The organism is Chryseobacterium sp. 2P, assembly GCF_059579425.1.
Genome location: NZ_CM184194.1, coordinates 4,714,602 through 4,733,993 on the forward strand (window position 1 = coordinate 4,714,602; position 19,392 = coordinate 4,733,993).

Below are 19,392 nucleotides of genomic sequence, written 5' to 3' on the forward strand. Positions count from 1 at the left end.
AGATTTGTTATCAAAAACATAAAACTACACTCGAGTGTAGTGTGCTTTGTATATAAAAATATTGTATGGATGAAATCAACCAGTTCTTTTCTGATAGAAATACTGTGAATAATCTTTCGCAGAATGAACTTCTACAGACTTTTGATTATCTGGAACCTGTAAAAGCATTTGCCCGAATTACCTATAAAAGTCTTTATATAATAGATTATCAGAAAAAAAGTTTTGATTATGTTTCGGATAACCCTCTTTTCTTATGCGGTCATACTCCTGACGAAGTAAAAGAGTTGGGTTATGCCTTTTATTTTAAGCATGTAAAAAAAGATGATCTCCAGTTGTTACTGAAAATTAATGAAGTAGGATTTAATTTTTATGAAAATATTCCTGTTGAAGAAAGAAAACTTTATACAATTTCTTATGATTTCCATCTGGTAAAAGATTCAGGAAAAAGTATACTGATTAATCATAAGCTTACACCTCTATTTCTTAATAAAGAAGGAAAGATATGGAAAGCAATGTGTATTGTCTCTCTTTCGCAAAATAATACGTCAGGAAATATTCAGATTTTTAAAGATGGAAGTGATGATATCTGGTTATTCCAGCTATCGTCAAATAAATGGGAAAAAAGTAAGAAGATAAAACTCTCAGACAGAGAAACAGAAATTTTGCTTCTTTATGCGCAGGGTCTTACCATTAATGAAATAGCAGAAAAAATGTATCTTACAGCAGATACAATAAAATTTCATCGCAGAAAGCTATTTGATAAAATTAATGTACAAAATATTACAGAAGCTTTGGCTTATGCAACCAATAACAAGCTTATTTAGCTAATCTGCAATAGTTTTAAAGTAAAATTCTGGAAAATACCTGCTTTTTTTCTCAGTTGCTATTTTATACAAAAGGGTAGTACACATCCCGGCAACGAGCCATGAACCTATTGATAGTTGAGGAGGAGGAAGAGTTTCTTGTTCATTTTTATAATCATTTACTATTTTAGCAAGCCATGATACTTCTTTTTCTTTTTGAGCTAATTCTTCCATAACAAAATCTACAACTTTTAATTCATTCAATTGTTTATTGTGACCCAAAATTTGAAAATTTTGTCCATTTGGGTGTATTGCGGTTACTAAGCCTGCCCAACCTAAATTATAAGGATGAATGACGGGAATTCCTTTTTTTTGTGCTATTTCATCAAAAACAATAGGAATGTCTGAAGTAAAGTCTAATGCATTAAAAGCAACCTTTATATTTTTTAGGATTTTATTAACGTTATTATGATCAATAAAGTCACTTATATATTTGATGTCCGCTTCCGGATTAATTTCTTTTAACCGTTTATCAAGAGTTTGTGCTTTATTTTGGTGTAAATTTTTTTCGGTGAAATTCTGTCGGTTAAGATTAGATCTTTCGACTATATCCCCGTCAATAAGGGTTATATTTTCAAAGCCAAAACGTAAAGCGCATTCTGCAATATTGCTCCCAATTCCGCATCCTGCGAGAAGAATAGGATAATTTTTAATAATACTTTGTTCGCTATTATTTACATAAAGTCGGTTTCTTGAGTATCTTTCGTTCATGGTGTATTAGTTTAAATTAATATTTAAAGACGAAATTATTTCGTTTTAAAAACTAATACAATATAATCATATCAATCCAGATAAACCAGAAACCCCTCAAAATCATCATCCAGATTTTTCAGAACTTTAGCATCTTTCATTTTCTTTTCTAAGCCTTCAATGAAAAAACTTTTCTCGAAAAACTGGCGGTGAACTCCCGGAAGCAGCTCTTTAAAGTAATCCATTCCGAATTTATTGTTGTGAAGATCCATTTTGGTTTCCAGAGGTTTGTTCGGGAATAATTCTTCGTGCATATCGGTGATTCTTTTACAGAATTTCAGCGCTTTCTGAGGCGAAGAGACTTTGGAGCAGTACATCGCAATAAAACAGCACCAAAGAGCGTGTCTGAATGCATTTCCCACACCATTGGTAGATGCAGTTTTAGGGAATTTTTTCTGAGCAATCGTATATGCCTGAACGGTGGCATGAAAACTGAGCAATGAGAAAACAGGATGAGGAAGAACAAGCGTTAAAAGACGGATAATCTTTTTAAAACTCATACTTCGGATGGTACTGAAAAATATCTTGAAAGTTCTCATAAATAAAAATCTCTCCCTAATTAGAGAGAGATTATGTTATTTTGTTACAATTATTATGCTTTTACAGCTAATAAATTCACTGTTTTAGCAACAGTATCTCGGATTTCTGTTCTTTTAACGATAAAATCTACAAAACCTTTTTCCTGAAGGAATTCTGAAGTCTGGAAACCTTCCGGCAAATCTCTTCCGATGGTTTCACGGATAACTCTTGGTCCTGCGAAACCGATTAAAGCTCCCGGTTCAGCCATAATAATATCTGCTGTCATTGCGAAAGAAGCTGTAATTCCGCCAAAAGTAGGATCACAAAGGTAAGCGATGTATAAAAGTCCCGCTTCTGAAAGCTGAGCCAGTTTAGCCTGTACCTTAGCCAACTGCATCAAAGAATACGTTGCTTCCTGCATTCTCGCGCCACCGGATTGGCAGATAATCATATAAGGAAGTTTTTTCTCGATACAGTAATCGATCGCTCTTCTGATTTTTTCTCCCATTACGGAACCTAAAGATCCACCGATGAAAGCAAAATCCATACAGGAAACCACCATTTCAGTACCTTTTACAGTTCCTACTGCGTTTCTGATGGAATCGGTAAGTTTAGTTTTAGCTTTTACTTCTTTCAGACGGTCTGTGTAAGATTTAGTATCTTTAAAGTTCAGAATGTCAATACTTTCAACATTGGCATCCAGTTCCGTGAATTTGCCTTCATCGAAAAGGATATCAAAAAATTCTGCACTTCCTATTCTTACATGGAAACCGTCTTCCGGAGAAACATAGTTATTTCTCTTCAATTCGTCATGCTCCACCACTTTTCCTGATGGAGTCTGATGCCAAAGACCTTTGGGAACGTCTTTTTTCTCATCAGTAGATGTCGTAATATTTTGTGCTTTTCTTTTAAACCACTCGAATGCCATATTGTTTATATAATTGATGAAAAATAAACGATAAATGATGAAAAAACTGTTTAATAGAAATCAATTATCAATCATCATTTATCATTAATGATTTTTATTTTAGCGTATTTACGTTATTTAAATCTTCAAATGCCTGAACCAGTCTCTTAGTGAAAGTTTCCTCACCTTTTCTTACCCAAACTCTTGGGTCATAGAATTTTTTGTTCGGTTTTTCTTCTCCTTCAGGGTTTCCGATCTGAGTTCTTAAATAATCGATATTGTTTACCATATAATCTCTGATTCCTTCTGTGTAAGCAAACTGAAGGTCAGTATCAATATTCATTTTAATTACCCCGTAATCAATCGCTTCTCTGATTTCTTCCAGAGTAGATCCGGAACCTCCGTGGAATACGAAATTAATAGGCTTTTCAGCAGTTCCGAATTTCTCCTGAACATATTTCTGAGAATTATCAAGGATTTTTGGTGTAAGAACCACATTTCCTGGCTTATACACTCCGTGTACATTTCCGAAAGCTGCTGCAATCGTGAAGTTGTCGGAAACAGCTTTTAACTTTTCATAAGTGTAAGCGATATCTTCCGGCTGTGTATATAATTTAGAATTGTCTACATCCGAATTATCTACACCGTCTTCTTCACCTCCTGTAACTCCGATTTCTACTTCTAAAGTCATTTGAAGTTTAGCCATTCTTTCGAAATACTGAGCGGAGATTTCTAGATTTTCTTCTAAAGATTCTTCAGAAAGATCCAACATGTGAGAAGAATACAGAGATTTTCCTGTCTGCTTGTAGAATTCTTCGTTAGCATCCATTAATCCGTCGATCCAAGGCAATAATTTTTTTGCAGCATGGTCTGTGTGAAGGATTACCGTTGCTCCGTAAGCTTCTGCAAGGGTATGGATATGTTTTGCTCCGGCTACAGCTCCTAAAATAGCTGCTTTCTGGCCGTCGTTGCTTAACCCTTTTCCTGCGTTATAAGCAGCACCTCCGTTAGAGAACTGAATGATAACAGGTGAGTTTAGTTTTGCTGCAGTTTCCAAAACCGCGTTTACGTTGCTGGAACCAATTACGTTTACTGCTGGTAATGCAAATTTGTTTTCTTTAGCATGCTGAAAAATATCAGTAACTAATTGACCTGTGGCAACTCCTGCCGGGAAAATTCTGCTCATGTTTTGCTTTTTAATATAAATTATTAGGGTGTTTTTAAATTCCTGTAAAGGTAATAATTTTTAAAATATTCTTAATTTCTTTTATCTCTTCCCCAAAGTAGCTTCTGGCGGATGGTTTCATAGAAACTTAAATTATTTGGCTGAACGAGTAATATCTGAAAATCCGCTTTTTTAATCACGATTTCCTGATCCGTTTCAATATGAATCAACCGGGAATCCAGAGAGAGAGAATATTGTGAAACGCGGCTTTCGACACCGAATTTAATTTCCACGCTGTCATTCACCACCAAAGGTCTTACATTAAGATTATGCGGTGCAATAGGAGTGATAACGAAGTTCTCGTTGTTCGGAGAAATAATCGGTCCTCCACAACTCAACGAATACGCTGTAGAACCGGTAGGGGTGGAAACGATAACACCGTCTCCCCAGAAAACATTCAGAAATTCATTATTAATATAAGAATCTACCGTAATCATGGAAGTGGTTTCCTTTCTGGATACCGTAACGTCATTTAAAGCGTACGGGAAAAAATCCTCCAGAACAGGCGAAACAACCTGAATTACAGAACGGCGGCTTGTTTTAACATCGCCTTTCAGAATAGAATCCAGTTCTTTAAATGCTTCTTCTTTGGTAAAACTTGCAAGAAATCCTAATCTTCCGGTATTTACCCCAACGATCGGGATTTCAAGATCTTCAATAAAGGTGAGAGAATTCACAATCGTTCCGTCTCCGCCAAAAGTGAAGAAAAGATCAACTTCTTTCTCCAGAAGGTCTTTTTTATTATTAAATGTTTCGAAAATCTTTGAAAACTGAAGCGCTTCAGCCATCTCATCGTACAAAACAGATTTTACACCTCTGCTTTCCAGCTCGGAAATAAATTTGCTTAAATATAAAAAAGTATCAAGATCTTTTTTCTGAGAATAAATGGCTGCCTTCATTAGTTTTTATATTTCTATGAATTTCTGGAAAAACCCGAATCTGTCCTGCAATAAGTCTGATTTTTCATCAGAATAGTACTTCTGTACGATGCGGTAATCATATCGGTCGAATGTTTCATCAATAGAACTCAGATTTTCATTGCTGATCTTTATCGTCACCTGAATCACTTCATCCGACATGAAGCTGATAAACGCGCCGTAAAATTTAGAATTATTGCTTTCTACAATATTGGCGATCTCCGTCATCGAATATTTTCTTGCCGGAGTTTCTACCGTAAGAATGGCTCCCGATTCGGAAAACAGCGGATATTTTGAAAAATCCTGGAAAATATCCTCACAGCTAATATATCCCAGATATTTCTCGGATTTATTAATAACAGGAATCACGTTGGAATTAAAGGTATAGAATATTCTGATGCTGTCCATAATATTGTTATCCTCCAGAATGGCAAAACGCTCGATCTGATGTTCGAGGTTTTTCAGCGTCCCTTCCTCTTCATACAGGAAATCCTGTGCAATCGCACCGTAAAAATGATGGGATTTTTTGATGAAAATATGAGAATATCCAAATGCTTCTAACATTTCCCTCGCTGATTCTATCGAGTCAGAAAGGCTGAAACACGGGAAGTCTTTTGAGATATAATCCTTGATAAACATTGTGCTAATTTATAAAAAATTAAACGAAACTTTTCTTCAAAATGATACTTTTTTTCAGGAAAATAAAAAAAAATAATTTTAAAATTTGTTGGTGTAAAAAAAAAGAGTACCTTTGTCGCCTTTCATTTTTACTTTTTATTAGATTTATTTCAAACTGCACTGTCTCTTAGACATATGCAGTTTTTTTATTTTAAAGCCTTTGCAAATTCCCACATCACAATTCCTCCGCAAACGCTTACATTTAAAGAATGTTTGGTTCCCAACTGAGGAATTTCAAGGAAAGAATCAATATTCGGCAACGCTTCATCGCTTATTCCTTCCACTTCATTTCCTAAAATCACCGCGTATTTTTTTGTTTTATCGATGGTGAAATCTGTGATCATCTGGCTGTTGGTCGTCTGCTCGATTCCCACCACTTCAAATCCCTGAGATTTTAAATTATTAATGGTTACATTTATATCATTTTCATGACTCCAGTCTACGCTTTCCGTAGCTCCCAAAGCGGCTTTGTGGATTTCACGGTGTGGCGGCTGCGGCGTGATTCCGCAAAGGATAATCTTCTGAATTAAAAATGCATCTGCCGTCCTGAACGTTGCACCCACATTGTGCATGCTTCTGATGTTGTCTAAAACTACTACCAAAGGAATTTTCTCAACCGATTTAAAGGTTTCCACATCAATTCTGTTGAGTTCTTCCAGTTTTAATTTCTGTACCAATTTTATTTTTTTGTCAAAATTAGGTATAAATATTTACGATTTTCAGATAAAAACGGATTTTGTTATTTTTTAGTACCCATGATCTGATGAACGTTTTTCTCAATATTCTGGGCAATGGTTTCCATCGGAATATCGTTTTCGTCATTATTAAAAGGATCTTCAATTTCTTCGGCAATCAGCTCAAGACTCATCAGAACATAATAAATGAATACCGTAAGCGGAATAATGTAATTTCCGATATTGATGACATAAGCAATCGGCAGTGCGAAAACATACAGAATGATAAACTTTTTGATGAACGATGAATAAGAATACGGAATCGGCGTATTTTTAATTCTCTCGCAACCGCCGCAAACATCCAGAAAACCGGAAAGCTGGGTGTCGAGATACAGCATTTCAATATCCGAGATTTTTCCTTCTTTCTTTAACTGATTTAATTTGTGACTCATCAGAATGATAATTTCACTTGGTCCATGATTTTTCAGCTCTTTTTCGATTTCGGAATAATCTTCATCCAAAGCCAGTCGGGTAGATTCTTTAGATAAATGTTTTGCTAAAAAGTGAGGAAAAAACTTTAAATATCTTGCAATTTGCTCAGCATTCTGTCTGTCGTCGCCCAAAATAGTATTCACTTTTATGGCAAAATTACGAGTGTCATTCACCAGTTTTCCCCACAGTTTTCTGCCTTCCCACCATCGGTCATAAGCCGTGTTTGTTCTGAAAACCAATAATAAAGAAAGTACAAAACCTAATAGAGAATGAATTAAACCCACGTTGCTGATCCCTGACTTTGAATTAAGCCGGAAATGTTCAATTTCAAGATATTCTACACCCCAAGAATACAATCCGACGAGGATCATGCTTGGAAATAATATTTTTAAAGTGTCGCTTTTATGAAGGCTGAAAAGGATTTTCAGGAAATGTTTGGTGTTGTAAACTCTCATAGATTCTCTTAGTCTTACAAATATAATTTTTTCATTTTATCCTGACTTTATCAATAACTAAAATCTTAAGACGCACAATTGTTGTTTTGCTATCATTTGCTGAACGAAGTGCCTTCGCGATCAAAAAAATATGGATGAAAAATTGAAATAAAATCTTTGCGAATGTCGCGTTGAAAAATAAAATCTTCATCATGCTAATTTCAAGCAGAATTAAATTAAAAAAAATCCTTGTAGCAATATATTGTCTTTAAATTTCCCCAAATTTCAGAAAAACACTATTTTTATTTCACATTAAAAAATACACACCAAATGATTCTCGAAAGTGTAGATATTGTTAACGACATCAGTAAAGACGATTTTCAGAAAAATTATTTCAAAAAGCATAAACCGCTTCTGATTAAAAATTTTGCGAGCCGATGGGATGCCTTCGATAAATGGAATTTTGATTTTATCCGTGAAAAAGCGGGTGAACAGGAAGTTCCTTTGTACGATAACAAGCCTGCCGACGCGAATAAAAGCAGCGATGCTCCGGTTACCAGAATGAAAATGAAGAATTATATTGATACGATAAAAAGTAAACCTTCCGATCTCAGGATTTTCTTTTATATCATTACAGACAGGCTTCCGGAACTGCTGAAAAACTTTACGTATCCAGATTTGGGAATGAAATTTTTCAAACGTCTTCCAACCTTATTTTTCGGAGGGAGTGAAGCGCATGTTCTGATGCATTATGATGTAGATTTGGGAGATTTTCTGCACATTCATTTTGAAGGGAAGAAAAGAATTCTGTTATTTGACCAAAAGCAGTCCGCTTTTTTATACAAAGTTCCCTTGTCGGTTCATACCATTTATGATATAGATTACGAAAATCCGGATTACGAAAAATTTCCCGCCCTGAAACATGCCAAAGGTTTTGAAATTTTCATGGAACATGGCGATGCGCTTTTTATTCCCGGCGCGTTCTGGCATTTTAACCGATATTTAGAACCCGGATTTTCAATGTCGCTTCGTGCATTACCCAATAAACCGAATGTTTTCGCGAATATGTTGTATCATGTTTTTGTCATGCGATATACCGATAAATTAATGCGGAAGCTTTTCAAAGCAAAGTGGGTGAATTACAAACAGAAGTGGGCATATAAGAAAAGTTCGGAAGCTTTGGCTAAACATTCTTAATGATAAAAGAAATTTCTTTTTTAAGTTGTAAGTTTCAGACTTTCCTTCTACTATTTTATTTCATATTTTTACCGACCCAAATTTAAGAACGATTGTAATGGCAAAGGCAGCGAAGAAAGAAACCCCGTTAATGACGCAGTACAATACCATCAAGGCGAAATATCCTGATGCGCTTTTGCTATTCAGAGTAGGGGATTTTTATGAAACTTTCGGGCAGGATGCCGTGAGAACGTCACAGATCTTAGGAATTGTTTTAACGAAAAGAGCCAATGGTGAAGGTCATATCGAACTGGCTGGTTTTCCGCACCATTCGGTAGATTCTTACCTGCCAAAACTCGTAAGAGCGGGAATGAGAGTTGCGATCTGCGACCAGTTGGAAGATCCGAAAATGGTGAAGGGAATCGTAAAAAGGGGAGTCACGGAACTGGTAACACCGGGAGTTACGTTCAACGATCAGGTTCTAAATTCAAAAAAGAACAATTTTCTTCTTTCCCTTCATAAAGAAAAGGAAAAATTCGGGATTGCTTTAGTGGATATTTCTACAGGGGAATTTCTGGTGAGTGAAGGAAATCTGGAAAAACTGCTTCATATTGTGAATACATTTGATCCGAGTGAGATCATTTACCAGAGAAGTGTGCAGATTCCGGAACAGATTAAAAATAAAAATGCCTTTAAACTTGAAGATTGGGCATATCAGTATAATTTTGCCTACGAAAAACTGACGAATCACTTTAAAACCAATTCGTTAAAAGGTTTTGGAGTGGAAAATCAGCCATTGGCAATTACCGCAGCAGGAGCGATTTTCGCTTATCTGGTGGAAGATACGCATCATAATTTACTGTCTCACATCACCAAAATTCAGATCATTCCGCAGGAAGACTTTCTGATGATGGATAATTTTACGCTGAGAAACCTTGAAATTGTGTATCCAAGCAATCCGCAGGGAAAATCATTATTAGATATTATCGATAAAACTTCTACTCCGATGGGAGGAAGATTGTTGAGACGAAGAATAATCTTACCGTTAAAATCAGTGGATGAAATCAACAGAAGATTGTCTTTAATTGATTTTTTAAATGAAAACGACCATCTTAAATATGAAATTTCCCAATTATTAAAATCAATTTCTGATCTGGATCGACTGATGGGAAAACTGGCAGCGGAAAAAATTTCACCGAAAGAACTGGGGTATCTTCGCCAGAGCTTAATCAATATCCATAAAATCAAAGCGTTGCTTCATCCTCATGCCGACATTTTGGCTTGGCTGGATCCGTTGTATGATCAGGATGAATTGATAAAATGCCTTCAAAATCATCTGAATGATGAACTTCCGGTGAATTTATCGAAAGGAAACGTCATTAAAGAAGGAATTTCCGAAGAACTGGATCGCTTAAGAGGACTGCAATCCAAAGGTCGCGGTTTTCTGGACGAAATGTGCCAAAGAGAAATCGAAAGAACAGGAATTTCGAGTCTGAAAATCGATTTTAATAACGTTTTCGGTTATTATATTGAGGTTCGAAATACCCATAAAGATAAAGTTCCAAATGACTGGCTGAGAAAACAGACGCTGGTAAATGCAGAACGCTACATTACAGAAGAACTGAAAGAATATGAAAATCAGATTCTTGGAGCTGAAGAGAAGATCGGCGTTTTAGAAAACGAACTGTACCGAAATGTATGTTCCGAAACGATGGTTCACATCGATCAGATTCAGGAAAATTCTAAAATTATTGCACAATTGGATGTTGCCGTTGGTTTATCCGAACTGGCTGTTTCTGAGAGTTATACCAAACCTGTTTTAAATGAAAGTTTTGCGATTGATTTAAAAGAAGCAAGGCATCCGATCATAGAAAATGCCCTTCCTTTAGGCGAAAAATACATTCCGAATGATATTTTCCTAGACAAAGACTCTCAGCAGATCATCATGGTAACCGGACCGAACATGGCGGGTAAATCGGCAATTCTTCGTCAGACTGCAATTGTTTGTTTATTGGCTCAGATCGGAAGTTTTGTTCCGGCAAAACATGCGGAAATCGGGGTTTTGGATAAAATTTTTACAAGAGTTGGCGCAACGGATAATATTTCTGCGGGTGAATCAACTTTCATGGTGGAAATGAACGAGGCAGCGAATATTCTGAATAATATTTCCGAAAGAAGTTTAATTTTACTCGACGAAATCGGGCGCGGAACTTCTACCTATGACGGAGTTTCCATTGCTTGGGCGATTGCGGAATATCTTCACCAACATCCGACTCAGGCAAAAACACTGTTTGCAACGCATTATCACGAGCTGAATGAAATGACCATAAGTTTCGAACGCGTGAAAAATTTCCACGTTTCCATTCAGGAGAATAAAGGAAATATCATCTTTTTAAGAAAGCTGGTTCCGGGAGGAAGCGAACACAGTTTCGGTATTCATGTGGCGAAACTGGCGGGAATGCCTTCCAAAGTCGTGAACAGAGCCAATGAAATTCTGAAAACGCTGGAAGCAAGCCGTTCCCAAAGCGGAGGTTCTTCTGAAAAGATCAAGCGCGTTACGGAAGAAAATATTCAACTGTCTTTTTTTCAGTTAGATGATCCCGTTCTGGAAAGCATCAAAGAAGAATTAACAAAAATCGACATCAATACATTAACGCCGATTGAAGCGTTGATGAAACTGAATGCGATTAAGAAAATGATTGGAGGATAGTTTCTGTTCTTCGTAAATTATTTGAGATTTATGCTTACAGGAATCTGAATCTTATTTCTTACGAGATAACCATTCTGTTGTGCCGGAATCCATTTTCCCTGAACATGTTTTACGGCTTCTTCCAGAGCAGCATTAAAGCTGTTGTTTGATCCTAAAGCTTGAATTTCTATAAGACTTCCATCCTTTTCAACAGTAAAATTAAGCATTGCAGTAAGCGTTTTTTCCCGCTTTTTTACTTTGACGGATTCGAGTGTAATAAGATTTTCAACTTTTTTAATAAATGCTTCTCTACCCTTTGGAAAATATGCTTCATGATCCGGAGGATAATAACATATTGTCGTAATTGGGATTTTTTCAATTTCTTTTGGTTGGAATGGAGCAGGAATATGGCTGCTTTGTGCGAAAAACAGGGCACCGAAATTAATCATCAGAAACAAAATCAGCCATCGTTTTAATCCGAAATTTTGTATGAAAATTTTCATATTAAAACTTAATCAAATTTCTTCAAAGTAAGCGGAAAAGTATAAAGAAATCTTACCGGTTCTCCTTTGATTGTTGCCGGTTTCCATTTTACAAAAAGTCTTCTTACTGCAATTTCTGCGGCTTTGGAGTGTTTCGGATCGTCTCCCATCGCGGTTACATATCTTACATAGCCTGTTTTTTCGACAATGAAATAAACTCGGGTATTGATTTTTTTTGATTTTACATCAATTACATCCATTTTCTCTGAAAACTGTTTTTTAAAAGTTTCCATTCCACCGGGAAATTCGGCAGGAGAGTCAGCTTTTGTAACGGCATCTTCCAGTTTCATTTTTGTTTTTAAAACGGCATAATCCGGAATGTCTGTTACCGAATTATATTGAGTCTGTGCAAATAGAAAGACGCTTACAAATAAGCCCAGAAAGATAATCAGCTTTTTCATATAATTGTGTTATGAGAAATAATATTTTTAAAGCATCAAAAATAAAGCCGAATGAAAATTGATTTTTAATAATAATCAGTGAAAATCATTGGTTTGATTCGGTGTAATGATCCATCTTATTAATAAAATCAATAAAGAAAGAAGAGCCATCACGATAAATCCTGAAAAAAATCTCAGAAAATGAGTCTTGGTGTCATGATCAATCTGCTTTATTTTTAATTTTGTAAGGGTTATAAAACCTACATAATACATAAAAAGCACTACAAGTGGAAGGAAAAGAATTGGCATTTCGGGTTACATTTAATTACACATATTTTCTGGCTACCGTTTTTATATTTCTGACTGAAGTTTTAATCGCCACCAAACTCAAAGATATTTTCTTTGTGAGAGCCTATCTCGGAGATGTGATTGTTGTGATGCTGATCTATACTTTCATCAAAACATTTTTCAGAATTGAAGATAATAAAAAATTGATTCTCGGTATCCTGATTTTTTCTTTTCTGGTGGAATTTGCCCAATATTTCAATATTGCTGAAAAATTAGGCTTCCGGAAAGGAAGCCTGATGTATATCGTGATCGGAAATTCGTTTTCGTGGATTGATATTCTGTGCTACGTTGCTGGATGTTTGTTACTTTTTGTTTTTGTAAAATTTCAGACAAATCCTCAAAAAACACATTAAACTATCTTCCGAAACTGTCGTATTTATCTTCAGCGTATTTGATGAAGCGGTTCAGTAAAGCTACGTTTTCCTTTTCAAGAGGAGAAAGTTCGCTGTCTACATTATTGGAAACCGGAATATACCAGTCGGTCTGCTCAAAGAAATTTCGATACGTTTGCTTTTTAAAAGCATAGCCGTGTCTCGCGAAAACTGCGTTTTTAATGATTTCCATATCCAGTTTTCGGAGGTTTTTAAGATCTTTTTCCGTTAGTTTCTGCTTGGAAGCATTGATTTTGAAAACAGCATCTGATGCAATTCTGTTTTTAGATTCTGTGTAGGTTTCCGTTTTCCCGGTTTCTTCATCGGTATATTTTTCTACGAAATCCTTCGGATTTTCCCAGTCGATGAGGTCGTTGTTTTCATTCAGCATGAAATTCGGGTTGTATACAAACTCTTTTTTCACAAGCTTTAAAGTTTTATTCGGAGCTTTTACGGCCGATTTATTAAAGGCATTCCAGCTTCCGGTAAGACTGTCGTTGTTTAATTTTACCTCAAATCGTCCGTCGGTCTTATCATTTCCGGGTTCATCCAGAATAAAAGATTTTGAAGTTTCGTTAAAAACGCCTCTGAATGGTCTTTGATTTCCATCAACAATACTTTGTCCGTAGACACTGTCTTTGGTAATCCTGTTGATTTTCAGGGCAATTCTTTTATAAATTTCACCTTCATACGTTTCGCCGTCTTCGGAGGTAATCATTCCTTTTCCTGCAAAATCGCCCATATAAATTCCGTAATATTCTTTGTAAACTTCGGGAACTGCTACAGAATCCTTCTTTGCTGTAAGACTGTCTTTTGAAGGATCTTTTGTTTTTACATCCTTTTTACAGGCGGTTAAACCAATTGTAAATAAGGAGATTAACGATAATTTTAAAATTTTCATATGTATTTTTTTGCAATTAAATATTCAATTAATAAGATGTTCGGAATCCAGCCCAGCCAGGCAATAATCTGATAAACATCCATCGGATTCGGGTGGAATAAATATACAATAATTACCTTCCACATTCTTAATGTTACCGCGGAAAGTGTCAGCGCAAAACTACGCCACATCCATTGTTGATGTTCTTTAAATTTTTTCTGTCGGGCAAACTGAAACGCTTTAAAAGTGAAAAACCACCACAAACAACCGAGAATGACAAAAGAAATTTTCGATAAAATTCCGCCATTTGCAAAAACCCCCATATAAATTCCCGAAGGAGCCGCGAAAAGCAAAATCAGAAAAATGTAGATCTTTCCGGTGTTTTTGTGGAAACTTTTTATGGCGAAATCTTGTCTGAGAATCGCTAAAAATCCACTCAGCAAAACAAAAATGCTTGTGTAGACGTGAGTGTAGAAAAAATAAAGATATTCCGGTCTGGTGGTAACTTCCGTCTGTTTGATCATTAAAAAACTCACATCAGAACGCATCGGAATATATTCTAACGTAATTTTCAGCATCAGCCAAAAGAAATATCCAAACCCAATAACTAAAAGGATTTTAAAGGTGTTCGAAATATTTTTTTTGACGGAAAGCATTTTTAATTATAGGGTTTCATGGCTGAAAGAATTACCGCTACTTTGTCATTCTGACGAAGGAAGAATCTAAGTTATAATAATTAAAGATTCTTCACTAAATTTCATTTCGTTCTTTATCTACTATTTTTCTTACTCAAAATTCATTGTAATAGGTAACTTAAATTTATACTTAACGGACTGTCCATTGATTTCTGCAGGTATCCATTTTGTTTTTGACATTGCTTTTATCGATCGCTCCATTTCCTTATTCATAGATTTATTGGCACCAATAATTACAATATCAGTAATAATTCCTTCTTTGGAAATTACAAATTGCGCTTCAGACTTTATCATGCCTTTGGCGTTTATTTTACTTCCATCAAAGGTTTTGCTGAAATTTGTTCTAAAAGCATTTATTCCTCCTGGATATTCAGGTATTTTATCTACCTTTTCATAAACAGTATCGTTCGAAGGATTTGTTTCTGGTTTCACAACAACAGTTTCTTGTGAAAAAATTTTTATAGAACTAATTAGTACAACAAGTACGAGTAATTTTTTCATGTTATATTTATAAAATTATTTACCTTCAAAAAAATCCATCACCAAAGAATTGAAAAGCTCCGGTTTTTCTGCAACAACCGAATGTGTCGAATTAGGAATAATTGCTAATTGACCTTTTGGAATAGATTCAGCAATTTTTACTGTATGCTCCGTTTTTATGACATCTTTATCTCCTGCCATGATCAAAGATGGACACTGAATTGCTTTTAGGTCTTCATATTTTAAGTTAGGATATTTTAAATCCAGATTATAAAGATCGATATAGACATCATTCTTACCATTTTTATTTTCTTTGATAAGTCGGGCAAGTGTTTCTTTAGAATCTTTGAATTCCTCATCTGTTACCCCTTCAGGAAATATATTGGCTCCTGAACAGGCAATTTTATCAACCAGATCAGGATGTTGTAAAGCCATTAAAATCGCAAGAATCCCGCCGTCGCTCCAACCTAGGATTTTTACTTTTTTGATGTTTTGCTGATCCAGAAACTGTTTCAGATCTTCCACCTGAATATCAAAAGTAAGCTCTTTTGTTTTATCATAAGTAGATTTTCCTCTTTCTCTGCAGTCAACGATAATTACCTTGTATTTCTTTGAAAAATCATCAACCTGATTCATGAATGCGCTGATCGACTGTCCGTTTTCGTGGAGCATTAAAAGAGGTTCTCCTTCACCATATGTTTCATAATACATTTTGATGCCGTTAACCTCTGCAAACTTTCCGTGAGGCATATTACCGATGATGTTGCGTGCTTTAATCAGTAAAGATTTTTTTCCGGTAAAAGGCTTATTATCGGAAGCAGTAATGCTGAAATTTTTTACATGGGTTATTTTATTTCTTCCGATTCCTTCTGCCCAGTTTTTTTCGAAAGCTATTTCTTCTTCAAATCCTGCATTTTTTAATGGAATATTCATCCATTTTGCATTTTTAGGATTAAGAACTTCAAGTTTAAAATCATCAAAATAAAAATCTCCGTTGTCTTCTGCAAATGCACCAATATTAAGAGTTTTTCCATCTGGATTTACAGTTCCTTTTATTTCATAAGAATTCCATTCCGAGGTAACTTTTATATCCGAATAAGCCTGATTTTCAAAGAATCCAGTACTATTATCCAATTTATCAATTCTAGCCCAAATAGCGCATTTGGCATTATTGTCGTTCTCTTTTCTGATTTTTGCGGATACCCGAAATTTCCAGTTTTGTTTATCCTGCACGTTTAAAGATTGTGTAATTGCCGTCCAGTAAGAAACTACAGGTTTATCCTGAGCCTGAATTCCTAAGGATAACCATAAAATGAGTAAGCTAATAATTTTTTTCATTGTATATGTTTTTTATGTTAATTAATATTATTCAAATCCTGCGCAATCAGCCAAGCCTCACTCCAGCAAGCCTGAAAATTAAATCCGCCGGTTACCGCATCAACATTTAATACTTCTCCGGCAACGTAAAAGTTAGGTAAAATTTTCGAAGACATATTTTTAAAGTTAATTTCCTTTAAATCAACGCCTCCTGCTGTTACGAATTCATCTTTAAACGTCGATTTTCCGGTGACATTAAATTTCTTTTTGGATAGATTTTCAAGAATGGTCTGTATTTCTTTTCCTGAAATCTGGGCAATCTGTTTATTCAGATCCACTTTTGAAACCTCCAGAATTCTCTGCCAGAATCGGTTGGTAATATCAAATATTTTCGATTGTCCGATGGTTTTCTTTGGATTGGATTGTTTGAAGTTTAAAAATAGTTCTTCCGCATCATCAATTGATTTTGAAATAAAATTGACTTCAATTTCAAAATTGTATTTTACTTTCGCCAGATTGATTGCTTCCCAAGCTGAAATTTTCAGAATGGCAGGTCCTGAAAGTCCCCAATGCGTAATAAGCAAAGGTCCGCTTTCTTCTGTTTTCAGCTTCGGAATGGAAGTTTCCGCCATTTCAAAGCTTGTTCCGGCTAAATCTTTCAGCAAATCATCTTTAATATTAAAAGTAAAAAGCGACGGAACCAGATCAATAATTTTATGACCTAAATTTTCAATCATTTTTAATGATTTTGGCGAGCTTCCGGTTGTATAAATGATAAAATCAGCTTCAAAATCACCTAAACTGGTCTTAACGATATATTTTTCTCCCGATTTTTCAATTTCTTTTACAGAACATTTGGTTTTCACTTCAACATTTTTCTGCTGAATTTCATGTAAAAAAGTATTGATGATCGTTTGTGAAGAATTGCTTTCCGGAAAAACCCGGTTATCATTTTCTATTTTTAACGGAACACTTCTTTGCTCAAACCAGTCCATCGTATCTCCCGGCTGAAATTTGGTGAAAACACTTAATAATTCCTTGTTTCCGCGGGGATAAAACTGTACCAGTTCTCTGGGGTCAAAACAGGCATGAGTCACATTGCAGCGTCCTCCTCCTGAAATTTTTACTTTCTGAAGAACATCCGAATTCTGCTCAAGAATGGTAATTTTATATTTTGTTTCGTCAAGATTCGAAGCTGCAAAAAAACCTGCCGCGCCACCTCCGATAATGATAATTTGTTTCATAATACTTTTAATAATCTTATGCTCAAGATTACTTTTGCAAAACTACAATTTTTATAAACCATCTTATTTGAGTAATTTTGAGGAATATAATTTTTCATTTTTACAGTGAAATTATTGACTGCCAAAAATGGTTTTTGTGATAAAAAATCATACAATTTATATTTAAAACAAAAAGTAAATGAAATTCTACCATACATTTGAAGTTCGCTGGAGCGATCTTGATGCCAACAAACATCTGGCAAATTCATCTTACGTACAGTATTGTGCGCAAACCAGAATGGCTTTTATGAAGCAGGAAAAAATGGGCGTTACCCAAATGAGCCGATGGGGAATCGGTCCGGTAATCATGCACGAAAGATTTTCTTTTTTTAAAGAAATTTATGCAGATCAGACGGTTATCGTAAGTCTTGAAATTGATGGCTGTGCAGAAGACTGTTCTATTTACCGTTTCGTACACAAGTTTTATACGACTGATGGCGAGCATTGTGCCACTGCAGAAGCAACCGGAGTCTGGATCGATATGATGCTGAGAAAAATGACAACACCGCCCGATGATGTGGTGGAAGCTATGAACAAATATAAATCTCCGGAGACCGTAGTTTTAACGAGGGAAGATTTTAAAAAACTTCCTTTCCGTCCTGAAAATGTTGATCCGGCAGTATTTGCTGTTTAAGATGTAAGGTTTTGAGTTTATTGTTTTAAGATTACTCATTACCCATTATTTATTACTTATAATTAAAAATATGTTTGAAGATAAAGATCCAGAATTAACGCCAATTTCCAAACTCGGAGAATTTGGTTTAATTAAACATTTAACGGAACATTTTCCTCTATCCAACGAATCTTCGGAGCTTGGAGTGGGAGATGATGCGGCAGTAATTAATCCCGGAAATAAGAAAGTGGTTCTTACAACAGATGTTTTGGCGGAAGGTGTTCATTTCAATCTGGGATATGTGCCTTTGAAACATTTAGGTTATAAAGCGGTTGTTGTAAATCTCAGTGATATTGCAGCGATGAATGCAACGCCAACTCAGATTTTGGTTTCTCTTGGTGTTTCCAATCGTTTTCCGGTGGAAGCTCTGGAAGAAATCTATTCCGGAATTCAGACCGCTTGCGCAAGATATAAAGTTGACTTAATTGGCGGAGATACAACAAGTTCCAATGCCGGTTTGGTAATGAGCATTACGGCAATCGGGATGGAGAATGATGAGCATATTGTGAAAAGAAATACGGCAAAACCAAACGATCTTTTGGTCGTAACCGGAGATTTAGGCGGCGCTTATATGGGACTTCAGATTCTTGAAAGAGAACACGCTGTTTTCTTAGCTGATCCGAATATGCAGCCGGAAATGGAAGGCTACGATTATATTCTGGAAAGACAGTTGAAGCCTGAAGCAAGAACCGATGTAAAAGGGATTTTAGAACAACTGGATATCAAGCCAACTTCTATGATTGATGTTTCTGACGGTCTGGCTTCTGAAATTCTTCATCTTTCAGATCAGTCGAAAGTAGGATTCAGATTGTATGAAGAAAAAATTCCGATGGATAATTTAACGATTACAACGGCGGATGAATTCAATTTAAATCCTGTGATGGCTGCTTTAAGCGGAGGTGAGGATTACGAATTATTATTCACGATTTCGCCAAATGATTTTGATAAAATTAAAAACCATCCGGATTTTACCATCATTGGTCATGCCGTTGAAAAAGAAGACGGAAATTTTATGGTGGCAAGAGGTTCTAATCAGTTGGTTGCTTTAACAGCGCAGGGTTGGGACGCTTTTCTGGGAAATCAGCAAGGATAGATAATT

21 protein-coding genes are annotated in these 19,392 nt (G+C 35.6%); 6 read left to right on the forward strand and 15 right to left on the reverse strand.

From position 1 onward, the window contains the following. Positions 1–65: 65 nt before the first annotated feature. Positions 66–824 carry a response regulator transcription factor gene (locus tag AC52CF_RS21645; protein ID WP_214587720.1) on the forward strand — a complete coding sequence of 253 codons (759 nt, stop codon included), beginning with the start codon at positions 66–68 and terminating at the stop codon, positions 822–824. Here AC52CF_RS21645 and AC52CF_RS21650 read toward each other — a convergent pair whose 3' ends face one another. The 8 genes from AC52CF_RS21650 to AC52CF_RS21685 form a co-directional block, all read right to left on the reverse strand. Then, positions 825–1,574, reverse strand: a complete 750-nt coding sequence (locus AC52CF_RS21650) for a ThiF family adenylyltransferase (protein WP_214587719.1) — start codon at positions 1,572–1,574, stop codon at positions 825–827. It abuts the gene before it with no gap. 71 nt (positions 1,575–1,645) lie between these two features. Continuing rightward, complete coding sequence (locus tag AC52CF_RS21655; protein WP_214587718.1) at positions 1,646–2,152, reverse strand: DUF6973 domain-containing protein; 507 nt, start codon at positions 2,150–2,152, stop codon at positions 1,646–1,648. Between the two features lie 53 nt (positions 2,153–2,205). Continuing rightward, positions 2,206–3,060 carry an acetyl-CoA carboxylase, carboxyltransferase subunit beta gene (accD, locus tag AC52CF_RS21660; RefSeq protein WP_116099254.1) on the reverse strand — a complete coding sequence of 285 codons (855 nt, stop codon included), beginning with the start codon at positions 3,058–3,060 and terminating at the stop codon, positions 2,206–2,208. A 94-nt stretch (positions 3,061–3,154) separates the two neighbouring features. Then, positions 3,155–4,225, reverse strand: a complete 1,071-nt coding sequence (gene fbaA, locus AC52CF_RS21665) for a class II fructose-bisphosphate aldolase (protein WP_214587717.1) — start codon at positions 4,223–4,225, stop codon at positions 3,155–3,157. A 71-nt stretch (positions 4,226–4,296) separates the two neighbouring features. Then, positions 4,297–5,163, reverse strand: a complete 867-nt coding sequence (locus AC52CF_RS21670) for an NAD kinase (protein WP_087711954.1) — start codon at positions 5,161–5,163, stop codon at positions 4,297–4,299. 6 nt (positions 5,164–5,169) lie between these two features. After that, positions 5,170–5,745 carry a CBS domain-containing protein gene (locus tag AC52CF_RS21675; protein ID WP_228408181.1) on the reverse strand — a complete coding sequence of 192 codons (576 nt, stop codon included), beginning with the start codon at positions 5,743–5,745 and terminating at the stop codon, positions 5,170–5,172. Between the two features lie 260 nt (positions 5,746–6,005). Next, positions 6,006–6,536 (reverse strand): RNA methyltransferase, encoded by a 531-nt coding sequence (locus AC52CF_RS21680; protein ID WP_496517670.1) that lies wholly within the window; start codon positions 6,534–6,536, stop codon positions 6,006–6,008. A gap of 62 nt (positions 6,537–6,598) precedes the next feature. Then, positions 6,599–7,480 carry a bestrophin family protein gene (locus AC52CF_RS21685; RefSeq protein ID WP_087711950.1) on the reverse strand — a complete coding sequence of 294 codons (882 nt, stop codon included), beginning with the start codon at positions 7,478–7,480 and terminating at the stop codon, positions 6,599–6,601. 309 nt (positions 7,481–7,789) lie between these two features. Here AC52CF_RS21685 and AC52CF_RS21690 point away from each other — a divergent pair, with 309 nt between their 5' ends. Together AC52CF_RS21690 and mutS are read left to right on the forward strand one after the other, a co-directional pair. Beyond that, positions 7,790–8,656 carry a cupin-like domain-containing protein gene (locus AC52CF_RS21690; RefSeq protein WP_214587715.1) on the forward strand — a complete coding sequence of 289 codons (867 nt, stop codon included), beginning with the start codon at positions 7,790–7,792 and terminating at the stop codon, positions 8,654–8,656. Between the two features lie 97 nt (positions 8,657–8,753). Continuing rightward, positions 8,754–11,345: a DNA mismatch repair protein MutS gene (gene mutS / locus AC52CF_RS21695; protein WP_214587714.1), complete on the forward strand. Its 2,592-nt coding sequence runs from the start codon at positions 8,754–8,756 to the stop codon at positions 11,343–11,345. A 17-nt stretch (positions 11,346–11,362) separates the two neighbouring features. Here mutS and AC52CF_RS21700 read toward each other — a convergent pair whose 3' ends face one another. Both AC52CF_RS21700 and AC52CF_RS21705 read right to left on the reverse strand, forming a co-directional pair. After that, positions 11,363–11,827, reverse strand: coding sequence for an energy transducer TonB family protein (locus tag AC52CF_RS21700; protein ID WP_214587713.1), 465 nt, complete (start codon positions 11,825–11,827; stop codon positions 11,363–11,365). Positions 11,828–11,835: 8 nt separating this feature from the next. After that, on the reverse strand, positions 11,836–12,267 hold the full coding sequence (locus tag AC52CF_RS21705) for an energy transducer TonB (RefSeq protein ID WP_214587712.1): 432 nt from the start codon (positions 12,265–12,267) through the stop codon (positions 11,836–11,838). 266 nt (positions 12,268–12,533) lie between these two features. Here AC52CF_RS21705 and AC52CF_RS21710 point away from each other — a divergent pair, with 266 nt between their 5' ends. Beyond that, positions 12,534–12,947: a ribosomal maturation YjgA family protein gene (locus AC52CF_RS21710; protein ID WP_250902064.1), complete on the forward strand. Its 414-nt coding sequence runs from the start codon at positions 12,534–12,536 to the stop codon at positions 12,945–12,947. Position 12,948: 1 nt separating this feature from the next. On the opposite strand, the gene AC52CF_RS21715 is transcribed toward AC52CF_RS21710, so the two are convergent. From AC52CF_RS21715 to AC52CF_RS21735, 5 genes are all read right to left on the reverse strand, one after another. After that, positions 12,949–13,866: a YARHG domain-containing protein gene (locus AC52CF_RS21715; RefSeq protein ID WP_214587711.1), complete on the reverse strand. Its 918-nt coding sequence runs from the start codon at positions 13,864–13,866 to the stop codon at positions 12,949–12,951. Further along, a complete protein-coding gene (locus AC52CF_RS21720) occupies positions 13,863–14,501 on the reverse strand; it encodes a DUF2306 domain-containing protein (protein WP_214587710.1) in 639 nt (212 codons plus the stop codon). The genes AC52CF_RS21715 and AC52CF_RS21720 overlap by 4 nt, the downstream gene beginning before the upstream one ends. A 129-nt stretch (positions 14,502–14,630) precedes the next feature. Next, entirely contained in the window at positions 14,631–15,041 is a 411-nt protein-coding gene (locus tag AC52CF_RS21725; RefSeq protein WP_214587709.1) for an energy transducer TonB, read from the reverse strand. Positions 15,042–15,056: 15 nt separating this feature from the next. Beyond that, entirely contained in the window at positions 15,057–16,358 is a 1,302-nt protein-coding gene (locus AC52CF_RS21730) for an alpha/beta fold hydrolase (protein WP_496517671.1), read from the reverse strand. 17 nt (positions 16,359–16,375) lie between these two features. Next, positions 16,376–17,581, reverse strand: coding sequence for a BaiN/RdsA family NAD(P)/FAD-dependent oxidoreductase (locus AC52CF_RS21735; protein ID WP_214587707.1), 1,206 nt, complete (start codon positions 17,579–17,581; stop codon positions 16,376–16,378). Positions 17,582–17,759: 178 nt separating this feature from the next. On the opposite strand from AC52CF_RS21735, the gene AC52CF_RS21740 reads away from it, so the two are divergent. Together AC52CF_RS21740 and thiL are read left to right on the forward strand one after the other, a co-directional pair. Beyond that, entirely contained in the window at positions 17,760–18,254 is a 495-nt protein-coding gene (locus tag AC52CF_RS21740) for an acyl-CoA thioesterase (RefSeq protein WP_214587706.1), read from the forward strand. A 70-nt stretch (positions 18,255–18,324) separates the two neighbouring features. Continuing rightward, positions 18,325–19,386 carry a thiamine-phosphate kinase gene (gene thiL, locus AC52CF_RS21745; RefSeq protein ID WP_496517672.1) on the forward strand — a complete coding sequence of 354 codons (1,062 nt, stop codon included), beginning with the start codon at positions 18,325–18,327 and terminating at the stop codon, positions 19,384–19,386. The last annotated feature ends 6 nt before the right edge of the window (positions 19,387–19,392 follow it).

Excerpts from the sequence above, each read along its gene's own strand:
- AC52CF_RS21730 (WP_496517671.1), bottom strand. The coding sequence starts at position 16,358 with ATGAAAAAAATTATTAGCTTACTCATTTTATGGTTATCCTTAGGAATT.
- AC52CF_RS21675 (WP_228408181.1), bottom strand. The coding sequence starts at position 5,745 with ATGTTAGAAGCATTTGGATATTCTCATATTTTCATCAAAAAATCCCAT.
- mutS (WP_214587714.1), top strand. The coding sequence starts at position 8,754 with ATGGCAAAGGCAGCGAAGAAAGAAACCCCGTTAATGACGCAGTACAAT.
- AC52CF_RS21715 (WP_214587711.1), bottom strand. The coding sequence starts at position 13,866 with ATGAAAATTTTAAAATTATCGTTAATCTCCTTATTTACAATTGGTTTA.
- AC52CF_RS21725 (WP_214587709.1), bottom strand. The coding sequence starts at position 15,041 with ATGAAAAAATTACTCGTACTTGTTGTACTAATTAGTTCTATAAAAATT.
- AC52CF_RS21740 (WP_214587706.1), top strand. The coding sequence starts at position 17,760 with ATGAAATTCTACCATACATTTGAAGTTCGCTGGAGCGATCTTGATGCC.
- fbaA (WP_214587717.1), bottom strand. The coding sequence starts at position 4,225 with ATGAGCAGAATTTTCCCGGCAGGAGTTGCCACAGGTCAATTAGTTACT.
- AC52CF_RS21720 (WP_214587710.1), bottom strand. The coding sequence starts at position 14,501 with ATGCTTTCCGTCAAAAAAAATATTTCGAACACCTTTAAAATCCTTTTA.
- accD (WP_116099254.1), bottom strand. The coding sequence starts at position 3,060 with ATGGCATTCGAGTGGTTTAAAAGAAAAGCACAAAATATTACGACATCT.
- AC52CF_RS21655 (WP_214587718.1), bottom strand. The coding sequence starts at position 2,152 with ATGAGAACTTTCAAGATATTTTTCAGTACCATCCGAAGTATGAGTTTT.
- AC52CF_RS21735 (WP_214587707.1), bottom strand. The coding sequence starts at position 17,581 with ATGAAACAAATTATCATTATCGGAGGTGGCGCGGCAGGTTTTTTTGCA.
- thiL (WP_496517672.1), top strand. The coding sequence starts at position 18,325 with ATGTTTGAAGATAAAGATCCAGAATTAACGCCAATTTCCAAACTCGGA.
- AC52CF_RS21690 (WP_214587715.1), top strand. The coding sequence starts at position 7,790 with ATGATTCTCGAAAGTGTAGATATTGTTAACGACATCAGTAAAGACGAT.
- AC52CF_RS21685 (WP_087711950.1), bottom strand. The coding sequence starts at position 7,480 with ATGAGAGTTTACAACACCAAACATTTCCTGAAAATCCTTTTCAGCCTT.
- AC52CF_RS21650 (WP_214587719.1), bottom strand. The coding sequence starts at position 1,574 with ATGAACGAAAGATACTCAAGAAACCGACTTTATGTAAATAATAGCGAA.
- AC52CF_RS21645 (WP_214587720.1), top strand. The coding sequence starts at position 66 with ATGGATGAAATCAACCAGTTCTTTTCTGATAGAAATACTGTGAATAAT.
- AC52CF_RS21705 (WP_214587712.1), bottom strand. The coding sequence starts at position 12,267 with ATGAAAAAGCTGATTATCTTTCTGGGCTTATTTGTAAGCGTCTTTCTA.
- AC52CF_RS21670 (WP_087711954.1), bottom strand. The coding sequence starts at position 5,163 with ATGAAGGCAGCCATTTATTCTCAGAAAAAAGATCTTGATACTTTTTTA.
- AC52CF_RS21700 (WP_214587713.1), bottom strand. The coding sequence starts at position 11,827 with ATGAAAATTTTCATACAAAATTTCGGATTAAAACGATGGCTGATTTTG.